Raw genomic sequence first — 24027 nt, 5'->3', positions numbered from 1 at the left:
CGAGTGGAGGAAATGCAGTGAAGATCATGCGGCCCCTGGGTGCCGTCGGCATCGTGGCGAGCGCCGCGCTCGTCCTTGCCGCTTGTGGCTCCGACCCTTCGGCGTCCAACAGCGGCTCGGGCTCGAACTCCGCCGCTCCCGCCGCCACCGGAACCGCCCAGGTCGACTGCGGGGGCAAGAGCCCGCTTTCCGCTGAGGGCTCGACGGCCCAGAAGAACGCCATCGAGGTGTTCAACCAGGCCTACGGCAAGAAGTGCGACGGCCAGAAGGTGAACTACAACGGCACCGGCTCCGGCGCCGGCGTCAAGCAGTTCAACGCCAACCAGGTCGACTTCGGCGGCTCGGACTCGCCGATCAAGGACGCCGACCTCGAGGCCGCCACCAAGCGCTGCGGTTCGCCCGCGCTGAACATCCCGCTGGTCGTCGGCCCGATCGCGGTCGGCTACCACCTGTCCGGCGTGGACAAGCTGACGCTGACCCCGCAGGTCATCGCCAAGATCTTCAACGGCGGCATCAAGAACTGGAACGACCCGGCCATCAAGGCGGTCAAGGGCAACGAGAACCTGAACCTGCCGGACAAGCCGATCCAGGTCGTCTCCCGCTCCGAGGAGTCGGGCACCACCGACAACTTCCAGAAGTACCTCGGCGCGGCCGCCAAGGACGTCTGGACCCAGGGCGCGGGCAAGAAGTTCAACGGCGGCGTCGGCAACGGTGCGCAGGGCTCGAACGGCGTCGCGAGCACCGTCAAGGGCGCGGACGGCTCGATCACCTACGTGGAGAGCGCCTTCGCCAAGGACGGCGTCACCCCGGCCCTGATCGACAGCGGCTCCGGCGGCGTCGAGCTGAACGCGCAGAACGTGGCCAAGTCCCTGGACGCCGCGAAGTTCTTCCACCCGGGCACCAACGACCTGGCGATGGACCTCAACGGCATCTACTCGAGCAACGTGCCGGGCGCCTACCCGCTGCTGCTGACGACCTACGAGATCGTGTGCTCGAAGTACTCGAACCCGGACGTCGCGAAGGCCGTCAAGGCGTTCCTGACGGTGGCCGCGACCGACGGCCAGCAGCCGCTGTCGGCCAAGGGCTACGTCCCGATCCCGCAGAGCCTGCAGGACAAGGTGCTGAAGGCCGTCAAGGAAATTTCCTGAACCGCCTGACTGGTACGAAGGCTGACTAGAGACTGTCGATGAGCGACCAATCCTCGACGCGAACGCCCACCGGCGACCCCGGTGGGCGTTCGTCGTCCGCCCGAGCGTTCCCGGAGGATCCGATTTCGGACAAGCCACCCGCGCCGGCGCCTGATGCGCCCCCCGCGCGGAAGAAGCCGACGAAGGTGCGAGCCGGTGACCGCATCTTCCAGAACCTGACCACCGGGGCCGGGATCTTCGTCGTCGCCCTGATCGCCCTGATCGGGATTTTCCTGGTCGTCCAGGCGATTCCGGCGCTGAAGGCGGACAAGGTCAACTTCCTGTTCAACCACGGGTGGTCGACGAACGATCCGACCAACATGGCGTTCGGCATCGCCGATCTCGCCGAGGTCACCGTGGCGACCTCGCTGGTGGCGCTGATCATCGCGATGCCGATCTCGCTGGGCATCGCGCTGTTCCTCACCCAGTACGCGCCGCCGAAACTGGCCCGGCCGTTCGCCTACGTCGTGGATCTGCTCGCCGCGGTGCCGTCGATCATTTTCGGCCTGTGGGGCATTCTCGTGTTCGCGCCCGCGATCGAGCCGTTCTCCCAGTGGGTGAACACCACCTTCTCGTGGATCCCGATTTTCGCGCCGGGCAACATCGCGCCGAACGTGCGCGGCACCATTTTCACCGCCGGAATCGTGCTGGCGGTGATGATCCTGCCGATCATCACGTCGCTCACCCGCGAGGTTTTCGAGCGCACGCCCACCGCGCAGGTCGAAGGCGCGCTCGCGCTCGGCGCCACGCGCTGGGAGGTCATTCGCACGACGGTGCTGCCGTTCGGCAAGGCGGGCTTCGTCGGTGCTTCGATGCTCGGCCTCGGCCGCGCGCTCGGTGAAACCATTGCGCTGGCAGTGATTCTGCTGATCCCGCAGGGCCGCAACTTCGACTGGAGCCTTTTCGACGGCGGTGCGACGTTCGCCTCGAAGATCGCCCAGAACTACAGCGAGTTCAACAACCCGACCTCGGCCGGCGCCTACATCGCGGCCGGCCTGGTGCTGTTCGTGCTGACGTTCCTGGTCAACTTCGCCGCCCGCTCGATCGTCGGCAAGAAGGGGGAGTGACCGTGTCGACCACCCTCGAACGGCCCGCGACGACACCGGCTTTCCAGCAGGTGAGCGCGGCCCGGAAGGTCAAGAACGGCGTGGCCACCGTCCTGGTGTGGCTGTCCTTCCTGATCGCCGTGATCCCGCTGGTGTGGGTGCTGTACACGGTGATCGCCAACGGGATCAAGCGGATCCCGTACAGCAACTGGTGGGGCCAGGACTTCGGTTCGGTGCTCGGCGACGAGGTCGGCGGCGGCGTGCTGCACGCGATCATCGGCACCCTGCTGCAGGGTCTGGTGTGCGCGGTCATCTCGGTGCCGATCGGCCTGCTGGTGGCGATTTACCTCGTCGAGTACGGCCGGGGCAAGCTGGCCAGGGCCACCACGTTCATGGTGGACATCCTCTCCGGTGTTCCGTCCATTGTGGCCGCTCTGTTCATTTACGCGCTGTGGGTCACCACGCTCGGCCTGCCGCGCAGCGGGTTCGCGGTGTCGCTGGCCTTGGTGCTGCTGATGATTCCGGTGGTCGTCCGCTCGGCGGAGGAAATGCTGCGGATCGTGCCGGACGACCTGCGCGAGGCGTCGTACGCGCTGGGCGTGCCGAAGTGGAAGACGATCATGAAGATCGTGCTTCCGACCGCGCTGTCGGGCATTCTCGGCGGCATCATGATGGCGCTCGCCCGCGTGATGGGCGAAACCGCGCCGCTGCTGGTGCTCGTCGGGTACACGTCCTACGTCAACTGGAACATCTTCAGCGGGGAGCAGGCGTCGCTGCCGCTGGTGATGAACAACGAGCGCGCGACCAACTCGATGGACCCGGGCAGCGTCGGCTTCGACCGGATCTGGGGAGCCGCGCTCACCCTGGTGCTCATCATCGCCGTGATCAACCTGCTCGCCACGGTCCTTTCCCGCATCGTCGCCCCGAAGAAGAAGTGAGTCATGGCCAAGCGAATCGACGTCAAAGACCTGGACATCTACTACGGCAAGTTCCACGCCGTGGACAGCGTCACGCTGAACGTCCCGCCGCGGAACGTGACCGCGTTCATCGGGCCGTCGGGGTGTGGCAAATCGACCGTGCTGCGCACGCTGAATCGGATGCACGAGGTCATTCCCGGCGCTCGCGTCGACGGCCAGGTGCTGCTCGACGGGGAGGACATCTACGCCTCGGCGGTGGACCCGGTGCAGGTGCGCCGCACCATCGGCATGGTGTTCCAGCGGCCGAACCCGTTCCCCACGATGTCCATTAAGGACAATGTAGTGGCCGGGCTCCGGCTCGGCGGGGTGAAGAGCCGCAAGCAGCTCGACGAGGTCGCCGAGCGCGCGCTGCGCGGCGCGAACCTGTGGAACGAGGTCAAGGACCGGCTGAACAAGCCGGGCGGCGGCCTTTCCGGCGGGCAGCAGCAGCGGCTCTGCATCGCGCGGGCGATCGCGGTGCAGCCGGACGTGCTGCTGATGGACGAGCCGTGTTCGGCGCTGGACCCGATCTCGACGCTCGCGATCGAGGACCTGATCGGCGAGCTGAAGAAGGACTACACGATCGTCATCGTGACGCACAACATGCAGCAGGCGGCGCGAGTTTCGGACCAGACCGCGTTCTTCAACCTGGCCGGCGTCGGCCAGCCCGGCCGGCTGATCGAGCTGAACGACACGGAGAAGATCTTCTCCAACCCGGACGAGAAGGCCACCGAGGACTACATCTCGGGCCGCTTCGGCTGATTCCACTGTGGACGGCCGCCTCGGTTTCCTTGCCGGGGCGGCCGTTTTCTGGGTACTAAAAAACCGCCACCCGTCGGTCCGGGCGGCGGTTTTTGTTGTGGTGTCTCAGATGGTCAGGTCCTCGTCGTCGGTGCCGTAGCCGGGCATCCGGCCGGTGACCACGAAAATCATCCGCTTGGCGACGGACACCGCGTGGTCGGCGTAGCGCTCGTAGAAGCGGCCGAGCAGCGTGACGTCGACCGCGGAGGCGACGCCGTGCGGCCATTCGCGGTCCATCAGCACGGTGAACAGGTGCCGGTGCAGGTCGTCGACCTGGTCGTCCTCGGCCTCGAGGTCCTTGGCCGCGGACACGTCCTTGGTCTTGATGATCGCCTCGACCTGGCGGGCGAGCTTGACCGCGGCCCGGCCCATCTCGGCGAAGTACGGCTTGACGGCGTCGGGCAGCACCGGGTCCGGGTGGCGGCGGCGGGCGGCCTTGGCGACGTGCAGGGCGAGATCTCCCATGCGCTCCAGGCTTTCCGCCGCGTGGATGGCGGCGAGCACGGTGCGCAGATCGGTCGCGACCGGGGCCTGCAGCGCCAGCAGCGCGTACGCCTGCTCCTCGCATTCGGCGCGCGCGTCGTCGACCTTCGCGTCGTCGCTGATCACCTGCTCGGCGAGGCCGAGGTCGACCTCCAGCAGTGCTTTGGTGGCCCGCTCCATGGCGTCGGCGACCTGGACCGACATCGCGGCCAGGTTTTCGGCGAGCTGATCGAGTTCCACATGGTAGGCCTCACGCATGAGCACACCCTACGTCGTGGACTGTCCGAATACCGCATCGCTGGGTGAACCGCATATGAACCCCGCCTAACGAATCCGGGTGCTCAGCCGTTGCTGGCGCTCTTGCGCGAATCCGCGTTGGCGGGCGGCGCGTTCGCCGCGGTTCCGGCGGGCTGGTTGCCCGGCAGCGGCGTGTTGTCGCGCAACGCGTCGAAGAGGCTCTTGGTCTTTTCCTGGATCAGGACTTCGTTGCCACGCTTGTTCGGCAGGCCGACGGTGGGCACGGTCAGGAAGTTGATATTGGCCGGGTTGAGCCCGCGCATCGATTGCGCGAGCGTCATCATCTGCTGCACGCCGAGGTTGTCGCCGAACGTCGCGTGCGCGAAAGCGGTGATGAAACCGGAGAGTTTTCCGGGATCCAGCACGACATCCGAAGACATGACCTTCTTGAGCAGCGCTCCGATGAACGCCTGCTGCCGCTTGATCCGGCCGTAGTCGGAGGTCGGGTCGCCCTTGACGTGCCGGGCGCGCACGTAGCTCAGCGCCTGGTCGCCGGAAATGGTCACGTCGCCGGTTTCGGCCAGCACTTTGCCGAGCACCGTGTCGTCGATCGGTTTCTCGTTGTGCACGGTCACTCCGTGCACCGCGTCGACCATTTCCTTGAATCCGTTGAAGTCGATGCCGACGAAGTGGTTGATCCGCAGGCCGGTGACTTTCTGGATCACCTTCGTCATGCATTGCGGCCCGCCGACCGCGTAGGCCGTGTTGAGCTTCGCGGTCTTCTGCTCGGGCACGATCTCGTCGGTAGTCTGCGATTTGGCCGGATCCCACCGATTGCAATCGGGCCGGTCGACTTCGAGGTCACGCGGGAACGAAACGACGACGACCCGCTTCCGGTCCGCGGGAACGTGCGCCACCATCACCGTGTCCGACCGCGCGCCGGGGATGTTCGCCGCGTCTCCGACGTTTTCCTCGGAGGACGCGCCGTCGCGGGAATCGGAGCCGACCATGAGGAAGTTCTCGTCGTTGGCCTGGCCCTCGGCGTTTTGGATGTCGGAAGAATTCTCGTCCAGCGCGGACACCTGAGCGAACTTGGCGTCGAACCAGGTAACCGCGCCCCACGCGACTCCGGTGCCGATGAAAATAAGCGCGACGACCACAATCAACGCGATCCGCCCGATCCGGACATTGCGCGCGGTGTGCCGCTGCTTCTTCTCCTGAAGCCGAGTCTGCTCCGATTTTTCGGCGGGCTGCTCTTCTTCCTCGTCTTTGTCGAGCAATACGACCCGCTGCAACGCGGTCCGGGTCTGCTCGAACAACGCCATCGACTTGGTGGTGAGCCGCTCGCGCCGCTCCCGCCGCTTCGCTTCTTCGGCCGCGGCGTCATCATGCGCGGCGGAGAACCGAGCGAGACTGTGATCGATCTTGCGACGGTATTGCGTCGCCTCGTCGATCGCCTCCATCTCGTCGGTCATCGTGAGCGGATCCATCTCGGCCCGAACGGCCGCCGCAGGCTTCGCCGGGGTGCGCCGAGGCCGCTTGGGCACCTCGACTGCGGGGCTCAGCTGAGTGCGCTCCGGATCCGGTTTCGCCACGGAGCTGAACTGAGTCTGCTCCGGGTCCGGCTTCGCCGCCGGGCTGAACTGAGTCTGCTCCGGGTCGTCGGCGGCCTTGAGCCCGATCCCCTTGACCGGCGTGAACTGCGTCCGATCCGCTGCGCTCTGCTTGGCTTCGAGAGCTGGGCTGAGCTGGGTCCGCTCGCCGTCTGCTTCGGGCCGACTGTTCGGTGCGGGCCTCCGTCGGGGGCGGTCCCCTTCTGCGGCTGGCGTCGGGCTGAGCTGGGTCCGTTCGCCGTCTGCCTCGGGCCGACCGTTGGGTGCGGGCCTGCGTCGCGGAGGTTCCGCTTCGGCGGCTGGCGTCGGGCTGAGCTGAGTCCGCTCGGCATCTGCCTCGGGCCGACCATTCGGTCCGGGCCTGCGTCGCGGACGTTCGACTTCCCCGGCCAGCGCCGGGCTGAGCTGGGTCCGCTCCGGGTCCCGCGCCGCGTTCCGGCCATTGACCCCAGGACGGCGCGGAGGTCCGTCCGGCGAGTTGCCGTCCAGCGCCGGGCTGAGCTGAGTCTGCTCGAGCCCTGGGGCCGCTGCGTTCGGCCGCCCCGGAGATGGCGCGTTACGCCCTCGCTCAGGCTGCTTGCCCCGCACCGGGCCCGGCTCGAGCGCCGGACTCAGTTGCGTCTTCTCAAGTTCGTCCTCGGGCGTGCCGGGCACCCCGTTGCCGACCCCAGGCCGCCCCGGGCCCGCCGCCCGTCGGCTGGGCGTCCGAGGGGCACCGGAATCCTGCCCGCCGGGCACTGCCAGCGACTCAGGTCCCAGATTCTCGGCGGCTCCGCCAGGTACGCGTGGTCCCGCCGGGCCTTGTCCAGCGGACTCCACCGCCGCCGCGCTCGACCCAGCCCGGCGGGGACGGTCCGATTCCGGACCAGGCGATCCGCCGGAGCCCGGTCCTGCCACCGGTTGCCCGCCCAGTTCCGGACCGGTCGGCCGCTGCCCAGGAGCGTTCTCCGCCCCGTGCGGCCGCCGAGGCCCAGGCGGTTCCGGCGAAACCGGCCCCCCGACGCCTTGGCGAGGCCGCGGCGGAAGACCATCCGCCCGCCGTCGCCGGGGCCGCATCCCCGTCTCGGGAGACTCTGCTGCGGCGCTCCTCTGACTAGGCCCGTCCACGCCGGCCTGCGGTTCTGCTTCCCCGGAACCGGGCCGAACTCGCGCGCCCGGTTCCGCCAGAGGACCTTCAGGCAGCACCCGAGACCCGTTCGGCTCCCCGCGTCGGCCACCGGCTCGCCCGGCTGCCTCGTCCTGCTCTTGGGGAAGTCCAGCCGCGGGCCGCCCGTTCAGATCGCTGCGACGGTCACCAGGCTCAGAATCCGGCGCGGCATGCCGAGTCGTCCGGCGAAGGTCAGCTTCCTGAGCGCGCCGACCACCCGGCGGCACCGCATAGCCAGTCTCGCCGAGTCCCTCAACCGGCTCGGCCCGATAACGCCGCGAGCCCGGCTCCGCGGCCTGAGCATCGCCGTCCGGTACCGGTCCGCCAAGAAGCGCGCGCCCACCCACTCGAGCAGGCCCCGCGCCGTCGACGTCCGAGCTGCGCCGCGCCCGACGTCCGCCGGGAAGACCAACTTCGTCCGAAACGCCCCCACGCCGGTTGCCTGCCCCGTTCTGAGTTCCCAGCGCAGGGACATCGGCCGGTCCGGTTGCCCGCCCAGGGATGTCTACCGGTCCGCTGGCCTCATGACCGGGCCCGAGATCGTCGGCCGCCTCCCGGCCGTGCCGGTTCCCGACCCCGTTGACGTGCCCATTCGCGCGTCGGCCACTAGCCGCGGCGTCGTCCCCAGGCCCGGCGTGCCGACTGCCAACCGCATCGACGCCGCTTCCGCTGGACTCGCGGCGACGTTTGCCAACCCCGTTGACTCGCCCGTCAGCTGGTGCGGCGGGGGCGTCGTCCGCGGGTGCGGCCTGTCGTCCGGCGACTCCGTTGACCTGCCCGTTCGCTCGTCCGCTGGCAGGCGCAACGCCGCCTTCCGCAGGCTCACCGCGCCGTCCGCTGACGCCATTGATGCGCCCGTTCGCCAGGCTGCTGGTCAGCGCGACGCCGTCGTCGGCAGGTTCGCCGTGGCGTCCGGCGGTGCCGTTGATTCGCCCGTTGGTTGGTGTGATGCCGTCTTCGGCGGGTTCGCCGTGGCGTCCGCCGATGCCGCTGGCTCGCCCGTTGGCTGATGCGACGCCATCGTCCGCGGGTTCGCCGTGGCGTCCGGCGGCGCCGTTGACGTGCCCGTTCGCCAGGCTCCCGCCCAGCTCCGAGCTGTCTCCCGGCTCAGCGTGCCGGCTGCCGACCCCGTTCGCCCGCCGTCGGCCGGGCTCGGCGGGCAGGCCAGCGCGACCGTTCGTCCCCCGAAAACCGGCGTCGGGATCCGCTCGCCGTCGTCCTGGTTCGGGGCGGTCAGTGTCCGCGCGGCGACGGCCCGGCTCGGCCCGGCGGGTGGCCGGTTCCGCGAGGCGGCTCACCGGTTCCGCGTGCCGGGTGCCGGGATCGTCGGTGAAGGCGGGGCGTTCGCCGGTGTGCCGCGCGACCACGTCGGACACGCTGATGCCGCCGTGAGTGTCCATCGAACGGCGGCGTCCGCCGCGGGGGCGAGCCGTGGAGTCGGAATGGCGACCGGTGCCGGGGGTGGTGCGCTCGTCGGGCACTCGGTCTCCTCTCGCACGTCAGGCGCCAGGCTGGGCGGCTTACCTTTGAACACCCGGCGGCTTCGCCGGGTCTCCCAGGACTCGTCGTACCGGGGGAGCTTTTCGTTATCGTACGGATACCCGCCGTTCGTGACGACACCCTCCCGCGAATTTCTTCACCATGAGTCGCCCTTAGGCACACTGAAGCGGACGAACAGGTGAAGATCGGGTTCAGCGAATGGAGTAATCGCCGACGTGCGTTACTCAGAGTGCGTAATTACCCGCGCGGTCTCGCAGTCGTGAAAAGCGACCTTGTTGCGTCCCGCCCGCTTCGCGGCGTAAAGGAGATTGTCGGCTCGATGGAGCTGGCGCGGCCCGGATCCGGTGCCGTGCGCGAGGCCGACACTGATCGTCACGCGCAGGCCCGGCTGTAGTTCTGACCAGGGATGACGGGCGACTCGAAGGCGCGCGGCGTCGGCGATCCGGACGGCGCCCCGGTGATCGATTCCGGGCAGGACGAGAGCGAATTCCTCGCCGCCGTACCGTGCGCAGAACGCATCGGCGGGCAGCCCCTCCTGCAGGAGATCGGCCACCCGGCAGAGGACGCGGTCGCCGAGAAGGTGACCGTACGTATCGTTCACGGACTTGAACCGGTCGAGGTCGACCAGCGCGACGGCCACCGCGGCTGGCAGTTCGGGCAGTCGCTGGTCGAGGTAACGGCGGTTGTAGCTGGAGGTGAGCGGGTCGCGCAGGCTGCCCGCCCGCGCGATGTCGAGCGCGGAACGCAGGTGCCGGTAGGCCCGCCGCCAATCGCCGCGCGTCGCGAACAGGTCCGCGATGGACTCGTGCAGCGAGAGCAGGTCGGGCGCGGTCTCCCCCGTTCCGAGCTCGTCGTCCGCCGCCACTCTGACCTCCGCCACTCCATCGTTTTCGTCGTATAGGAGCGGCGGCTTGAGTGATCGGTACGGACGAAGGTGAATTTCGCTCAAGTGGACGACGGACTTCCGCCGATGTCACTCAGCGCAGTTTCTTCGCTCAGAGCGCGGAGAACGGCTTTTTATCCTTGAGCTGCGCGAATTGATCACGGGCCCAGTAACTCGCGTCGGCCGTCGGATCTGTGATCCACTGTGTGTAATCAGCCCAGGAAATCCATCGCCAGCCACCCACTTCTTCGGGATTCGGCCGCGGATCAGCGTCCGTCCAAGCAGCGAACACCGGGCAGAACTCGTTCTCCACGATCCCCTGGAAGGGCGGCGTGCGGTAGCGGTACGTGGGCAGCACGCACTCAAGCTCCTCGAGCTCGGGCAGCCCAAGCTCGTACGACGCCCGCCGGCGCACGGCGGTCTCCAGCGCTTCGGCGGGAGCGGGATGACCGCACACGCTGTTGGTCCACACCCCCGGCCACACCTTCTTGTGCAGCGCGCGCTGGGTGATCAGCAGGGCGTTGTCCGAACGGCGCAGGACGTAGCAGGAGAACGCGAGGTGCAGCCGCGTCTCCGCGTGATGACTGGCGAGCTTAGGCCCGGTTTCCCCGGTGGGCACGCCGTCCTCGGTCACGAAGACAACGCGTTCGGTTTCGGCTTCAGTGCTGGTGTCCACTCCGGATACTGAACACCACGCACCCACCGGCCGATACCGCGAGCCGGGTGGCCGTTTCGCCCGATTCGAGTGTCGCGCCCTCACGCAACGCGCGAATCCCCAGTCCGTCGAACGCCCAACCGAACGACAGTCCACGCAGGACCCGGTGTCACCGGCTGCCGAGATGCTCGACGATCAACGAGGTCAAGGCCTCCGGCGCTTCCTCCGCTACCCAGTGCGACACCTCCTCCAGCATCTCGAATCGGTACGGCCCGGTGCACCAATTCGCGGTGTCGAGCGCGGCGGTGGAACCGAAGGCGACGTCCTCTGTGGACCACACGTACATCGTCGGCACCGAAACCTTGCCGATCTTCCCGCCCGGCCGCCCGGCCCGGTACCAGTTCAGCGCGGCGGTGAGCGCGCCCGGTTCGGACAGCCGCTGGACGTACTCGTCGATCTTGCTCGGCGGGATGCGCCGGTCGAAGATCTCGCGCAACGCCTTGGCGTTGTCGGCCAGCATGCGGCGCTCGGTCGCGGGCGTCTGCCGCCACTCCGTCATGTAGGCCGAGCGCAGATGCTGGTCCTCGTCGGTCCGCATCGCCTCGGCGAGTGCGCCCGGGTGCGGCGTGGACACCGCGGTGAGGCTGCGCAGGCGCTCCGGGTGCTCGTCGGCCGTCCACCAGGCGACCGCGCCGCCCCAGTCGTGGCCGACCAGGTCGAACTCGTTCCAGCCCAGCGCGTCCGCCATCGCCGCGACGTCGGACACCAGCGTGGCGATGCCGTATTCGGCCGGGCGCTCGGGCCGCACGTCCGGCGAATAACCGCGCTGATCCGGCGCGACCGCGCGGTAGCCGAGCACGCCGAGCGTCGCCACCTGGTGCTCCCACTCCACGGCGGCCTGCGGAAAACCGTGCAGCAGCAGAACCGGGCGGCCGTCTTCGGGGCCGGCGGCGATGGCGTCGAAGGATCCCGCGTCGGTCGGGATGGTCAGCTGGTCGATCACGAGACGCACTCTACGGACCGGCACCGACAGTTTCGGCCGGTCTCGCACCAGTGTTGTGATGTGAGCTACACGGGAACAAATAAGTTGAGTCGCACGTTGGCAACTTTGCAAGGCTTGGTCAGCGCCCCAGCAGCTGGCCGCAGTTGTCCGAAAGGGGATTCGACAATGCTGATCCGCACTGACCCGTTCGCCCAGTTCGACCGCCTGGCCCAGCAGTTCTTCGGCGGTCAGGGCACCGCGCCGCGTTCCGTCCCGATGGATGCCTACCGCGCCGACGACGAGTACGTCGTCCAGTTCGACCTCCCGGGGATCGCCCGCGACTCCATTGACGTGAGCGTCGAGCGCAACGTGCTCACCGTCCGCGCCGAGCGCACGCCGGTCGCGGTCGAGGACGCGCAGGTCCAGGTGTCCGAGCGGCCGCGCGGCAAGTTCTCCCGCCAGCTGTTCCTCGGTGACACGCTCGACACGACGCGCATCGCCGCGGACTACGTCGACGGCGTGCTGACCCTGCGCATTCCGGTCGCCGAGAAGGCCCAGCCGCGCAAGATCACCGTGGGCGGTGCGCCGCAGGAGATCAACGCCTGAGGTCGCGTACCCAAGTTGTCCCCAGGTTGTCCACAGTGGGTTGTGGATAACCTGGGGACAAGTGTTGTCTGCGCAGGTCGATGTGGATATTCGACCGGGCGTTCGCGCGATCGAGGACCACTGTGCGCGGGCCTCAAGTCCGATCAGCCGGGTCGACTCGGTCAGCCGCCGGAGTGCATGTCTTCGGCCTCGGGGACGCAGTCGTCGTCCGGGTCGTCCAACCAGCCGTGCGGGAGCGTCACCTTGCCCGGCGAACCCTGCCGCCCGCGCGGACCGGTCGCGGCGGACGGGAACGGGGCGTCGTGGTCCAGCTGCGCGATCAGGTCGTCCAGCTGGTTCAGGCTCGTCACCATCGCGAAGCCGCGGCGCAGCTCGGAGCCGACCGGGAAGCCCATCAGGTACCAGGCCATGTGCTTGCGGATGTCGCGCATGGCCTTGTCCGGGCCGTCGTGCTCGATGAGCAGTTCGGTGTGCCGCCGCAGGACGCGCGCGACCTCGCCGAGGTTCGGCCCCTCCGGAATCTCGCGCCCTTGGAAAGCGGCTTCCAGCTCGCCGAACAGCCACGGCCGACCGAGGCAGCCGCGTCCGACGACCACGCCGTCGCAACCGGTCTCGGCGACCATGCGGAGGGCGTCGTCCGCGCTGAAGATGTCGCCGTTGCCCAGCACCGGGATGCTGGTGACCGCCTCTTTCAGCGCCGCGATCTTCGACCAGTCGGCCTGACCGGAGTAGCGCTGCGCGGCCGTACGCGCGTGCAGGCTGACGGCAGCCGCGCCCTCGGCTTCGGCGATGCGTCCGGCGTCGAGGAACGTGTGATGGTCGTCGTCGATGCCGACGCGGAACTTGACGGTGAACGGAACGCCGCCCTCAGCCGCCGCTTTCGCCGACTCGCGCACGATGTCCGCGAACAGCCGCCGCTTGAACGGCAGCGCCGCGCCGCCGCCCTTCCGCGTCACTTTCGCGACCGGGCAACCGAAGTTGCTGTCCACGTGGTCGGCGAGTCCTTCGCCGACGATGATCCGGACCGCCTCGGCCATGGTCTTCGGGTCGACCCCGTACAGCTGCATGGACCGCGGTTTTTCGTTCTCGCCGAAGGTCATCATGTGCATCGTGCCGGGGTGCCGTTCGACGACCGCGCGCGCGGTGATCATCTCGCAGACGTAGATGCCCGCGCCGTACTCCTGGCAGAGCTGCCGGAAGGCGACGTTGGTGATGCCCGCCATGGGAGCGAGCACGACGGGAGGATCGACCTGGTAGGGGCCGATCTTCAACGTGGGCGCGCTCAAGGTGGCAGTCACGTCCTCCATTGTCGCCTGTGACGTCTGCCACGCTCGGTCGGGCTGGTTGATGGTCGGCGTCGCTTGCCCGTGTCGTCTGGCTCGGCCGGGGCCGTCGTCAGCTGCGGTGAGAGCCGTTTCCGCAGGTCGGACCGCCGTGTCGCCATGTTGACAACGGACAGCAAACGAGTACGCGATACCCAACTCGGGCTGGCCCATGCCGTCCCCCAGTTGTTCACCCGCTTCGCCCCTTCGCTGTCGGACCGGAGCTGCCCGTCACCGTTCCCGACAGGCTGCACGGGCAGGCGGTGATCCGCGATGCGTTCGGGGGGGAATTCCGGATGATCACCGCCAGAGGGCTGCCACCGCGTTGGCGTAGTCGGCGAAGGAGACCGGCGGTCGTCCGGTGATCCGCTGGACTTCGCCGGTCACGTCCGCGGCCAAGTTGTTGCGGATGCCCTCGTACAGGGCGGCGTAGAAGTCGGCGACATGGCCAGGAATGCCCCCGCGGAGCATGGCTTCGCGGAACTCGGCCGGGTCCATTGCCTGGTACCGCACCGGTTTCCCCGCCGCGTCACCCACGATCGCGGCCATGTCCGAAAAGGACAGTGAATCGGGTCCGGTCAGGGAGTAGGTCTTGTGCTGATGCCCGTCCTCGGTCAGGGCGACCGCGGCGACGGCGGCGATGTCCTCGACGGAGATCGGCGCCACCCGGCCATCGCCCGCGGGAACCGAGACGAGACCGGTGCGAATGCCCTGCAGGATCGCGGGGTGTTCGGAGAAGTTTTCGGCGAAGACGTTGGGGCGCAGGATGGTCGCGGGCACCGGCCCGGTTTCGAGGTAGCGTTCGACCCAGTGCATCGGGAAGTCTTCGCCGGACAGCTGCGCCGTCGCATTGGACAGGTGGACCACCCGGCGAACCCCGGCGGTCTTGGCGTCGTCCAGCAGCGCCGCGACCTCTGTCGTGGTGTCGGGGCTGATCGGGAACCACTGGTAGATCGCGTCCACGCCGTCCAGCGCGGGCGGGTAGGTCGCCGGGTCGCCCCAGTCGAAATGGATCGGCGTCACCGAACCTTCGGGACTCCCCGGGGCCCGGCTCGCTGCCCGGATCGTGTGTCCCTGCTCAGCCAGCAAGGACACCACGCGGCGTCCGGTGCGGCCGGTCGCGCCGAGAACAAGAACTGTGGCAGGCACCCGTTCCTCGCAAGTAAGGTCGAATCGGTAACACCATCACCGTAGGAATGGGTTATCGACGCACGCCATGGCAGTTCTCGTCAGATTCATGTCCGATCGGCACCGTGCCGGAGCGAATCGGGTACGGCGGTGCCCGTGAAAGCGGTCGGTCGTGAGCGCGATCATGTGGCCGACGTCGTGGGCCAGATCGTCGCCGCCCTGAGGCGCGGCGGCGTTGTCTACGGCAGGGCGTTGCTGAGCGCCCCCTGGGGAATCGCGTTCGAATCGCGATCGATCGCCACGATTTACGTAGTGATCGCCGGTTCCTACGTGCTCGTCCCCGACGGCGGGCAGGCTCTGCATCTCGCGCAGGGGGATGTCGCGTTGCTGCCGTCCGGCGCCGGGCACGTCGTCGCCGACGCCCCCGGACGACCGGCTCCCACCGTGCGTGAGCTGTTCGGTGCCGACCTGGAAGAACTGTCGGCCACCGACCTCGTCATCGAGGGCGAGGGACTCGAGACCGTCCTGGTCTGCGGCGCGTACCTGCTCGAACCGGTACCGCAGCACCCGTTCGTCGACTCTTTGCCCGACGTCGTGCACGTGACGGCGAGCCAGATGCGCGGCACCAGCCTCGCCGCCGCCGTCCACCTGCTCACCACGGAGGTCGACCAGGCCGGCCGCGGTACGCCAGCGGTGGTGGCCTCGCTGCTCGATCTGCTGTTCACCTACACGCTGAGGACCTGGTTTCTGGGCCAGTCTGACCAGTTGGTCGGGTGGGCCCACGCGCTCCACGACCCTGCGGTGGGCCCCGCGCTCGCACTCCTGCACGACGATCCCGGCAAACCCTGGACCGTGGAGACCCTCGCGCACGCCGTCGGTGTCCCGCGCGCCCGATTCAGCCGCCGATTCACGTCGACGACCGGCCACACCCCCATGGAGTACCTCGGCATTTGGCGGATGACCGTGGCCGCTCGCCTGCTGCGCGAGGACCAAGCGCCGCTGCGTCAGATCGCCCGGAAGGTCGGGTACGACTCGGAATTCGCGTTCGCGCGCGCGTTCAAACGGATCGTCGGCCAGGCCCCGGGGCGTTATCGCGCGACGCACCATCGCGATTCGGGCGCTGTTGATACACCGCGATGACACGTCGTTGAGCGCCGTACGGTCCTCGGGTGTCTTGTCACGCCGCGAACTCATCGCAACGTGACAAGGCAGCCGTCCCTGCTCGCGGCTTCCGTGAGCTGACCACGGCGAAGCCGCGGAACAGTCCGAACCAGTTGCCAGCCCAGGTGACCGCGGGTACACGGCTGTACCCGCGGTCACGAGACCATCTCGTGTCCGGTCTTGAGTAGTGCTACGGATCCGATCATCGTGTCGTTTCGCCAATGCTGTCCGGTATGACCACGGAAGCTGCAACGCTCCACCGCCTGGCCGGCGAACTGGACGACCTCGGCCGCCGCCTGACGCACGTAGGCGCTGAGCTGCGCGCGGTGCGTCCCCAGCCTGAACTGGCCACTGACCAGCCCGCCGAAGCACCCGCCCCGCACCCGGCGGCGGACTCCCAGCCGACGCCAGGCCAACCGGGCAGCCCCGCTGACCGGGCAGCGCCGACTCGGCAGGCGTCGCAGACGGCGTATCCGTCTGGCGACACGCAGCCCGCGAGCACTCCGCCCGTCGGCTCCGGCCACTCGGCTGAGCAGGGCTCCGTCGACCCAGCAGGATCCTCAGCCTCGTCGGGCCAGGCTGCCGCGCTAGGCCAGGCTGCCGCGCCGGATCGGGCTGCTGCGCCGGGCCAGGCTGCCGCGCCGGATCGGGCTGCTGCGCCGGGCCAGGCTGCCGCGCCAGGCGAGCCGTCCGCGTCAGGTCGTCCTGCCGAAGCGGACTCGGTCGCCGCGACCGAGCACGCCGCCGAACCCGGCTACGCCGCCGAACCCGGCCACCCTGGCACGCCGGGCCAAGCACCCGAGCCGGGCCGCCGCGTCGAACCAGGCCAGCCCGTCGGACCGGGTGAAGCTGCCGAGCCTGGTCACCCTGCCGAACAGCAGCAGACCGCCTCGCCAGGCCACCCAGCCGCGCAGGCTCCCCCGACTCCTCCGGGTCACGTGCCCGCCCAGGGCTACCCAGCTGCGCAGGGCCAGGGCCCGTACTTGCACCCGGCCTACGCGGCCGCGCACGGGACAGCATTCCACCCCCGCCCGGGCTACTATCCGTACAACCCTTACGCGGCACCGTATTCCGCCCAGCCCACGGCCAGCGCGACCCACCCGTCGACGCCACAACCCGGGACTGAACAACCCGCCGCTGGCGATGTCGCAGCCGACCAGTCCGCCGACCAGCCAGGCCACGGACAGCGCGCCACCAACGTGTTCGTCGGACAGCCTGGCCAGGAGCACCCCCAGACAGCGTCCCAACAGCCGTCGTCTGCCCAGGGGCACGCGCAGACCAATCCCCACGAGCCGCCGTACGGTCAGCCGCCCTTTGCCCAGCCGCCATACGGTGCGCTGCACTACGCCTCGCCGCCGTACACCCCAGTTCCGACGCTCCGTGAGCGACTCGGCCGTGAGGGCGCGGGTTCACGGCTGCTGGCGTGGATCGGCGGTGCGGTGACCTTGCTCGGGGTCGTCCTGCTGTTGATCCTGGCCATCCAACGCGGCTGGCTCGGTCCGTTGCCGCGGGTCGCGGTCGGCGCTGCGTTCGGTGGGATCCTGGTCGGCGCGGGTGCTTGGCTGCACCGCAAACCAGCTGGGCGCACAGGGGCGTTCGCCCTTGCCGCCACTGGGATCGCGACGCTTTACCTCGACACTGTCGCTGCCACCTCCTTGTACGATTTCCTGCCGGTTCCCGCCGGGCTCGCGGTCGGTTTGGCGATCGCGATGGGCGGCCTTGTGCTTGCGGTCAAATGGGATTCCCCTCTCCTGGCGAATGCCGTGGTGGGAGGATGCGGAGTGTGTGCGCCCCTGATCACGTGGGGCTTCACCGGTGAACTCGTGACGTTCCTTCTCATGATCCAGATCGCGACCGTCCCTGTCCAGCTCCGGCAGTCATGGTGGCCACTTTCGTTTACTGCAGCCATTCCTCCCTTGACAACGGCGCTCATCGGTATCGGGCTGCGCACGTTGCCGGTGTGGGCGGTGATCGCTGCCGGTGTCGTCAGTGCGGCGGCTGCGCTGATCACGTTGCGGCGCAATGACAATGAGCCTTACTCGCTGTCCGTCCTGGCTGTTTCTCCGCTGCCGATCCTGGTTGCCGCACTGGTGCTGCACAGGCCGGAATCCGTGCTTCTGGCGGGCGGAACAGCGGTCGTGCTCATCGCGACCTGGATCATCTTCCGGGGGAATTCCGGTACTGTCGCGGGAATCGCGGGACTCGTCGCCGCGATGCAGGCGACCGTCACGCAGTTCGACGGCGGAGCTGTCCTGCTCGGCGAAGCGGTAGCGCTCGCGTTCGCGGCGAAGTTCGCTCGAAACCGTTACGCGCTAGGCGGTTCGCTCACCTTCGCGGTGATCGGCGGGCTGTTCGCGCTCGGTTCGGAGGTGACGCCGGCGCTGTTGGTGCTCCCGCATTGGCATCCGCGTGACCTGCTCCTTTCCATGCTGGTCTCGGCAGCGCTTCTCCTCGCAGCAGCGATTGCGTTGCCGTGGGCGGCAATTCGGCTCAAGGTAGTGACATCGGACAGCCTCGCCCCTTGGCTGCCCGCGGGGTTGTGCGCGCTCTACGGTGCCGCCGGGCTGGTGCTCGCCGCGTCCATGCTCGTAGCCCCTGGCCGCGTCGGATTCCTGGTTGGCCACACACTCGTCACGGTTTCCTGGACGGTCGTGGCCTTCGTCCTTCTCCTGCGCGGGATCAAGGTGGTCGCGTTGCGGATCACCGGACTGGTGCTGGTAGCCGCGGCGGTGGCGAAGCTCGTGTTGTTCGACCTCGCCGCGCTGGACGGGTTGGCGCGCGTGGGCGCTTTCCTCGGCGCCGGGGTAATCCTGCTGGTGGCGGGTGCCCGCTACGCGCGGGTTGTCGCGTCCCGCTGAACGCCCGAGATATCCCCCGATCCGGCGAATCGAGATTGAGTCCGGATCGGGGGTTTCCCTTTTGCTGCAACAAAAATTGGCTGTCGGCGCGATGGTCGAGGACGGCTCTGTGAGGCCTCGGCACGGACCAGCGGCACAGAACTGTCGGTGGCTCGTGGTTACCTGGGAAACCTACCGAGGAGGTATCCGACCATGACCTACACCCACGACCCGAAACTCATTGAACGAGCAGGCGAATCCGTCGCATGGCTCACCACCGTGACTGCGAGCGGACGGCCCGCGCCGAGGCCGGTCTGGTTCGTGCTCGACGGCGAGGACATCGTGGTCTTCAGCCGGCCCGGGACGGCCAAACTCCGGCATCTCGCTGCCAATCCGGAGGTGAGTTTCCACCTGAATAGCGACGAACACGGCGGGAGCATCATCGTCGTCAGCGGACGTGCGCACATCGACGAGGCCAAAGCCTCCGAAGCGCCCGGCTACCTGGCGAAGTACCAGCGGCATTACGCCGGTATCGGGTTCGCCGATCCGGCTGCCTTCGACGCCGACTACTCCGTTCGGATCCGGATCGTGCCGGAGAAGTCCTGGGGGTTCTGAGCCAGCTCCTTTAGAAGCCGACGTCCAGGCAAGCCAGCCGTCCACCCGCGGTTCCGGCGTGCCCGGGGCCGGTGTGGGTGTGGGTTTCGTGGATCACCACGGACTTCGCCCGCGGTCCAGTGAATGTCCAGTCCACCATGGAGGTTGCATGACCGATGCCTGAGCGGTCGGTGGTGAAGTCGAGCCAGATCTCGTTGCGCGAGTTGGCGTAGGCCGGATCCACCGAAGGCTTAACCGGGTCCGGCACGTGCTGGAAGTGTCCGCCCGCGGCGTCACCGGTGGCGCCGCAGGAGTTGACATGCGCGTGTGCACCGTATTCGTGCTGCGGCAGGAGGCCGCTGATCACCAGCACGGTGGTGGTGCCGACGCGGCTGGCGGACAGGGCGGAGACGTGCGCCCTGGCTCCGGCAGGCACGAGAGCCGGACGGTAGGTGACGGCATGGCTGCCCGGCGCGTAGGCCTCGAAGGTGCCGTGGGCAGCAGTGAAGTGCAGCGGCGAAGCCTTGGTTGGACCAGCTGCGGCGGTGGTGGCCGGGAGACTCGTGACGGAGAGACCGGCGGCGAGAGCCGCGGAAAGGAGCTTAGGGAGGAAACGCATGAAACTTCTCTAACCAGTCGGTGCCTGCGGTGCCATGTTCTCCACTCGAACGTGTGGGGGTCGCCCGGATCTCGGCAGGCTTTCCGTGCAGGGTGAGGTGCGTGCGGCCGTTGGGTGGTGACGGTGCCGGGGTCAGCCCCTTCAGGCGTGTGTGCCGGGGTCGGCCGTTGACCGGGCCGGGCGAGGGTCGGGTCGAGTGCGGACCTGGGCCGGGCGAGGGTCGGGTGTGGACCGGCGTGGTGAGGGTCGGGGTGTGGACCGGCGCATGCCGAGGGCCAGGTCTGACGTCGGCTGGCGGGACGAGGGCCAGGTCTGGAGCGGTCCAGGCCCCGAGGCACCGGTGTGCGCCTCGCCTGGATGCCGGACGGGCCATCAAGCCTGACGCTGGCCGTGGAGGGCCTCTCGAGGTGTGGCTGGTTCGACTTGAGGCGCGCTCCGCGCCAAGGAGCGGCTGCCGGGCCGGAGGCGGTTCGCACGGCGGTCGCGGGGAGGTCCGAGTCGCCCGGCTGGCGTGGCGAGTTTTCGGGCGTTGGCGCGTTGGGTACTTGGCAGCGTGGCAGCGTCGGACTTGCCCGGCGATGCTTCGGCGAGCACCGGTGGAGCCTGACATGCCTGACGACCCGACTGACGCCATGGGGTTTGACGGCCGTCGTCCAGATGACCGTGGATCGGCAGGTGCGAGCGCGCCTGGCGAGGCTCGCGGGCCGTCGGAGAGCGGTGGATCGGCGGACCCCTGCGGGCAGGCCAGCGGTGACGGACCGACCGACGCCGGAGCGCCCGGAGATGGGGCGACCCGCGGCGGGCTGGCGCGCGGCGGCGAATCGACCGAAGGTGCATCGGCTGGAGGCGGGCCGGCGCGTGGCGGTGGAACGGCGCCATCCGGTGGGCGGGCGCAGGAAGGCAAACTTGCGGAGGCCCCCGGACCGTCGCGAACTGCCGGGTCGCCACCACCTAGCGGGTCGGTACGAGCCAGCGGCCCAGGGCAGGTTCCTGGATCGCCGGGGTCTAGCGGGTCGGCGCAGGGCAGCGGACCTGTACTTGCCCCCGGACCGGCGGAGGTCAGCAGGTCGGCCGAGACCGGCGAGTCGGCCACCGGCAGCGGGTCGGGCGAGAGCAGCGAGTCGGCCAGCGGCAGCGCGTCGCCCGGGGTTGGCGAATCTGTGCAGGGCAGTGGTCCAGCGCAGGTCGACGGGTCGGTGGACGTTGGCGACGACGTCGAGCACACCGGCGAGACGCGGAACCAGATGCTGCAGCGGAACGTCGGCGAGCTGTTGCAGGAGTTGCGGGTCGCGCAGGCGGGCGTCCAGATCCTCTTCGGGTTCCTGCTGTCGGTGGTCTTCACGGGCCGGTTCCACGACGCCAGCGGGTTCGAGAAGACGCTGCATCTGCTCGCGGTGCTGCTGACCGTCGCGGCGACGGCCTTGTTGATCGCGCCCGCGGCGTGGCACCGGATGCTGTTCCGGACTGGGCGGCGGGAGCAGATCCTGCGGGTCGGCAACCGGGTCGTGCTCGTTGGCTTTGGGTGTCTTGCCGCGGCGATCACGGTGACTGTCGCGCTGATCGCGAAGGTCTCCTTCGGCCCGGTCGCGATGGGGCTCGTCGGCGGGATGGCCGTGTTGCTGTTCGGGCTGCTCTGGTTTGCGGTGCCGGGCATGCTCGTCGGCGACCAAAGGCGCCGCGACGGTCACTGAGCGGCGTCGGTCCGACTGCTGTTTGTCCTGCGCAGGACAGAAATGTCGGTGTTCATCGAGCCGTCGGCAATTGTTGCCGTAGCGGTCGGGACCGGCCCGTAGCTTCCAGCTCGTGACTGACTCTTCACGGCGGAACTTCCTGCGCGGTGCCGGAATTCTCGGTGCCGGGGCGGCTGTGTCCGCGCTTCCTGGTCTGAACGGGATCGCCGCGGCCGATCCCGGTGTCGCTCGGCGGCCGGACGGTGACAGCCCGCGGTTCACGATCGCGGTCATGCCGGACACCCAGTACCTGTTCGACGAGGACCGGGGCGACTCGACGCCGGTGGACGCCTCGTTGTCGTACCTGCTGCGGCACGCACAGGACGACAACGTTGTCTTCCTCGCGCACCTCGGCGACCTCACTCAGAACGGGCAAGCCCGGGAGTTCGCTGGCATCAGCCGGTCGTTCCAGGTGCTCGACCGGTTCCGGTTCCCGTACAGCACGCTCGCGGGCAACCACGACATCGACGGTTCCACCGACGACCAGCGCGGCCGGACGCCGTACCTCGACGCGTTCGGGCCGCAGCGGCAGCGAAACTCGCCGACGTTCCGCGGCTCGTCGAAGGACGGCTACAACACCTACCACGTGTTCCGGGCCGCCGGTCGGGAGTGGCTGGTGCTCGCGATGGACTGGCGTCCCTCAGCGGGCGGGTTCGCGTGGGCGAAGCAGGTTCTCGCGCAGCACCCGAAGATGCCCGCCATCCTGACGATCCACGAGCTGGTCAACTCCGACGAGCAGGGCAAGGCGTTCCTGTCGGACTTCGGGCAGAAGGTCTGGGACGAGTTCGTCAACGAAAGCGACCAGATCTTCCTGACGCTCAACGGTCACTACTGGCCGCCGAGCCGTCTGGTGAAGCGCAACGCCGCCGGCCACGACGTGCACCTGCACCTCACCAACTACCAGGACCGCTACTACGGCGGCAGCGGCATGATCCGGCTGTACCAGTTCGACGTCGCCCGCGGCGTGATCGACGTGCGCACCTTCTCGCCGTGGCTCGACGGCAAGCGCGACCTCACCGAACTCGAGCGCATCGAGGCCGAGCGCAGCACCGACGTCGACTACTTCAGCCTCGACATCGACTTCGACCAGCGGTTCGCCAGTTTCGCGCCCGTGCCGGTGCCGCCGGCTCGCCCGGTGAAGCCGCAGCTCGTGCCGGGCACCGTCGCGTACTGGCGGTTCGAGGGCGGTCGCGCGGGGGCTCCGGTGCCGGACGACGCGGTGATCAAGGATCTCTCCGGCCGCGGCAACGACCTGCGTCGCGCGACCGTGCCGGGCAGCGGGCCCGGTGCGTTGACTTACTCGGCGGATTTCTCGCCCCGCCAACCGTCACGGGCGAGTCTTCGGTTCGACGGCGCGCGCAACCCTGGTCGCGGCGCGTATCTCCAGACCGTCGACAGCGCACCGATGAACAACCTGACCTTCCAGCGCGGCTACACCGTCGAAGCGTTCATCCGCCTGCCCGAGGACTTCCGCGACGGCACCCACGGCTGGTGCGGCATCTTCGCGCGCCTCGGCAACGGCGGCGCGGCCGGGAAATCCGGCGACGACCCCAACGAATCGGCCGCGACGTTCAGCGTCTCGGACGGCGCCGAGCTGCAGTGGGCGGTATTCCCGTTGAACCAGAACGGAATCTCGACCAACTGGGGTCACGAACTGCCGCTGGCGAAGTGGTGGCACGTCGCGGTTGTCAACGACGGATGGCGCAGCACCCTGTACGTCGACGGCTGCCCGCTGTTGCGCAACCCCAAGACCCCGGCGATCGGCCTGGCCAATCCGGGCGGCAGCTGGCTGGTCGGCGCGTCGTCGTACCGGGGCAAGGTGGAACGGAGCTTCTACGGCGAGATCGGCGAAGCGCGCGTCGTCGACCGGGCGCTGGCTCCGCGGGAATTCCTGCTGGGCGGATAAGCGATGCCGATTGGGCTCGGCGATTGCGGAACGCCGGGCGCGCGGGCCGGGGATTGGATCCGGACTTGGCAGCTGAGGCCGACCCGAATCCGCGGCTCGCTATTCCGAGTGCGCGGTGGGCAAATTCGACTGGTGCGGCCGTTCGGAGGCATTAGCGAAACTGATGGCTTCGTCCGGTCGGTCTAATCGGGGGCGGGAGGTAATAGTCATCTTGAAGTAGCATCAGGGGGCGGGAATTCTTTCCAGGGTGAGTGCTGGCCTCGTTTTTGCTGAGGTCAGCACTGTGCCGGTGAGCGGGACTGGGCTTGTTGCGCGGAAGGCGTGCCCGGCGAGCGTTCCCGTGCCGGGGACTGGGGCAGGGAACGTCGGGGCCGGTCCGTCGCCGGGCAGCGTCGTTGCTGGAGCCGACGGGTGGGTTGGTGTCGTGTGCTGGGTCAGCGTCGTTGCTGGTGCCAGCGGTGGGGCTGCTTCCGTGTGCTGGGTCGGCATTGTTGCCGGAGCCAGCGGTCGGGCCGTGGTCTGGGCCAGCGTCGTTGCTGGCTGGTGCCGGGTGCCGCCAGCGTCGTTGCTGGGACGGGGTTAGCCCGCGCTGGCCAGCGTCGTTGCTGGACCAGCCGTGGGGCTGGGTGCGGTG

At 68.7% G+C, this 24027-nt stretch carries 20 protein-coding genes; 11 read left to right on the top strand and 9 right to left on the bottom strand.

Annotated features, from left to right (window positions below; genetic code table 11):
• The first annotated feature begins 17 nt into the window (after positions 1 to 17).
• The 4 genes from pstS (at position 18) to pstB (ending at position 3951) form a co-directional block, all read left to right on the top strand.
• On the top strand, positions 18 to 1148 hold the full coding sequence (pstS, locus tag CU254_RS37445; RefSeq protein ID WP_037716124.1) for a phosphate ABC transporter substrate-binding protein PstS: 1131 nt from the start codon (positions 18 to 20) through the stop codon (positions 1146 to 1148).
• Positions 1149 to 1333: 185 nt separating this feature from the next.
• On the top strand, positions 1334 to 2254 hold the full coding sequence (gene pstC / locus CU254_RS37440) for a phosphate ABC transporter permease subunit PstC (RefSeq protein WP_037716120.1): 921 nt from the start codon (positions 1334 to 1336) through the stop codon (positions 2252 to 2254).
• A 2-nt stretch (positions 2255 to 2256) separates the two neighbouring features.
• A complete protein-coding gene (gene pstA, locus CU254_RS37435; protein WP_037718612.1) occupies positions 2257 to 3171 on the top strand; it encodes a phosphate ABC transporter permease PstA in 915 nt (304 codons plus the stop codon).
• Between the two features lie 3 nt (positions 3172 to 3174).
• Positions 3175 to 3951: a phosphate ABC transporter ATP-binding protein PstB gene (gene pstB, locus CU254_RS37430; protein WP_009084706.1), complete on the top strand. Its 777-nt coding sequence runs from the start codon at positions 3175 to 3177 to the stop codon at positions 3949 to 3951.
• A 105-nt stretch (positions 3952 to 4056) separates the two neighbouring features.
• Here pstB and phoU read toward each other — a convergent pair whose 3' ends face one another.
• Entirely contained in the window at positions 4057 to 4731 is a 675-nt protein-coding gene (gene phoU / locus CU254_RS37425) for a phosphate signaling complex protein PhoU (protein WP_037716118.1), read from the bottom strand.
• Between the two features lie 83 nt (positions 4732 to 4814).
• On the bottom strand, positions 4815 to 6185 hold the full coding sequence (locus CU254_RS37420) for an LCP family protein (protein ID WP_199786092.1): 1371 nt from the start codon (positions 6183 to 6185) through the stop codon (positions 4815 to 4817).
• Positions 6186 to 7994: 1809 nt separating this feature from the next.
• Here CU254_RS37420 and CU254_RS37410 point away from each other — a divergent pair.
• Positions 7995 to 8480 (top strand): hypothetical protein, encoded by a 486-nt coding sequence (locus CU254_RS37410; RefSeq protein WP_037716111.1) that lies wholly within the window; start codon positions 7995 to 7997, stop codon positions 8478 to 8480.
• A 710-nt stretch (positions 8481 to 9190) separates the two neighbouring features.
• On the opposite strand, the gene CU254_RS37405 is transcribed toward CU254_RS37410, so the two are convergent.
• The 3 genes from CU254_RS37405 to CU254_RS37395 all read right to left on the bottom strand — a co-directional run bounded on the left by CU254_RS37405 (position 9191) and on the right by CU254_RS37395 (position 11511).
• Positions 9191 to 9850 carry a GGDEF domain-containing protein gene (locus CU254_RS37405; RefSeq protein ID WP_050788368.1) on the bottom strand — a complete coding sequence of 220 codons (660 nt, stop codon included), beginning with the start codon at positions 9848 to 9850 and terminating at the stop codon, positions 9191 to 9193.
• Positions 9851 to 9965: 115 nt separating this feature from the next.
• Positions 9966 to 10529, bottom strand: a complete 564-nt coding sequence (gene idi, locus CU254_RS37400) for an isopentenyl-diphosphate Delta-isomerase (RefSeq protein ID WP_037716109.1) — start codon at positions 10527 to 10529, stop codon at positions 9966 to 9968.
• Positions 10530 to 10677: 148 nt separating this feature from the next.
• Positions 10678 to 11511, bottom strand: coding sequence for an alpha/beta fold hydrolase (locus tag CU254_RS37395; RefSeq protein ID WP_037716107.1), 834 nt, complete (start codon positions 11509 to 11511; stop codon positions 10678 to 10680).
• A gap of 165 nt (positions 11512 to 11676) precedes the next feature.
• Here CU254_RS37395 and CU254_RS37390 point away from each other — a divergent pair, with 165 nt between their 5' ends.
• Entirely contained in the window at positions 11677 to 12096 is a 420-nt protein-coding gene (locus CU254_RS37390; RefSeq protein WP_100266983.1) for an Hsp20/alpha crystallin family protein, read from the top strand.
• Positions 12097 to 12257: 161 nt separating this feature from the next.
• Here the strand turns inward: CU254_RS37390 and dusB are convergent, their stop codons facing one another.
• Together dusB and CU254_RS37380 are read right to left on the bottom strand one after the other, a co-directional pair.
• Positions 12258 to 13403 (bottom strand): tRNA dihydrouridine synthase DusB, encoded by a 1146-nt coding sequence (dusB, locus tag CU254_RS37385; protein WP_009084693.1) that lies wholly within the window; start codon positions 13401 to 13403, stop codon positions 12258 to 12260.
• 315 nt (positions 13404 to 13718) lie between these two features.
• Positions 13719 to 14567 (bottom strand): SDR family oxidoreductase, encoded by an 849-nt coding sequence (locus CU254_RS37380; RefSeq protein ID WP_100266982.1) that lies wholly within the window; start codon positions 14565 to 14567, stop codon positions 13719 to 13721.
• A 165-nt stretch (positions 14568 to 14732) separates the two neighbouring features.
• Here CU254_RS37380 and CU254_RS37375 point away from each other — a divergent pair, with 165 nt between their 5' ends.
• The gene (locus CU254_RS37375; RefSeq protein WP_199786091.1) at positions 14733 to 15686 is read left to right on the top strand and encodes an AraC family transcriptional regulator; all 954 of its coding nucleotides are present in this window, start codon (positions 14733 to 14735) and stop codon (positions 15684 to 15686) included.
• 716 nt (positions 15687 to 16402) lie between these two features.
• Here CU254_RS37375 and CU254_RS43380 read toward each other — a convergent pair.
• The gene (locus tag CU254_RS43380; protein ID WP_158688128.1) at positions 16403 to 16645 is read right to left on the bottom strand and encodes a hypothetical protein; all 243 of its coding nucleotides are present in this window, start codon (positions 16643 to 16645) and stop codon (positions 16403 to 16405) included.
• A 261-nt stretch (positions 16646 to 16906) separates the two neighbouring features.
• Between CU254_RS43380 and CU254_RS37370 the strand changes: the two genes are divergently transcribed.
• Together CU254_RS37370 and CU254_RS37365 are read left to right on the top strand one after the other, a co-directional pair.
• Positions 16907 to 18565, top strand: a complete 1659-nt coding sequence (locus tag CU254_RS37370) for a DUF2339 domain-containing protein (RefSeq protein WP_199786090.1) — start codon at positions 16907 to 16909, stop codon at positions 18563 to 18565.
• 192 nt (positions 18566 to 18757) lie between these two features.
• A complete protein-coding gene (locus CU254_RS37365) occupies positions 18758 to 19159 on the top strand; it encodes a TIGR03667 family PPOX class F420-dependent oxidoreductase (protein WP_009084682.1) in 402 nt (133 codons plus the stop codon).
• A 10-nt stretch (positions 19160 to 19169) separates the two neighbouring features.
• Here CU254_RS37365 and CU254_RS37360 read toward each other — a convergent pair whose 3' ends face one another.
• Positions 19170 to 19757 (bottom strand): superoxide dismutase, encoded by a 588-nt coding sequence (locus tag CU254_RS37360; protein ID WP_009084681.1) that lies wholly within the window; start codon positions 19755 to 19757, stop codon positions 19170 to 19172.
• Positions 19758 to 20953: 1196 nt separating this feature from the next.
• Between CU254_RS37360 and CU254_RS37355 the strand changes: the two genes are divergently transcribed.
• Both CU254_RS37355 and CU254_RS37350 read left to right on the top strand, forming a co-directional pair.
• Complete coding sequence (locus CU254_RS37355; RefSeq protein WP_009084677.1) at positions 20954 to 21448, top strand: DUF6328 family protein; 495 nt, start codon at positions 20954 to 20956, stop codon at positions 21446 to 21448.
• A gap of 112 nt (positions 21449 to 21560) precedes the next feature.
• Complete coding sequence (locus tag CU254_RS37350) at positions 21561 to 23393, top strand: LamG-like jellyroll fold domain-containing protein (RefSeq protein WP_009084675.1); 1833 nt, start codon at positions 21561 to 21563, stop codon at positions 23391 to 23393.
• Positions 23394 to 24027 lie beyond the last annotated feature (634 nt).

Source organism: Amycolatopsis sp. AA4 (assembly GCF_002796545.1).
GTDB lineage: Bacteria > Actinomycetota > Actinomycetes > Mycobacteriales > Pseudonocardiaceae > Amycolatopsis.
The sequence above is the reverse complement of the archived record's forward strand: the minus strand, read 5'-3'. Positions and strand labels throughout refer to the sequence as shown.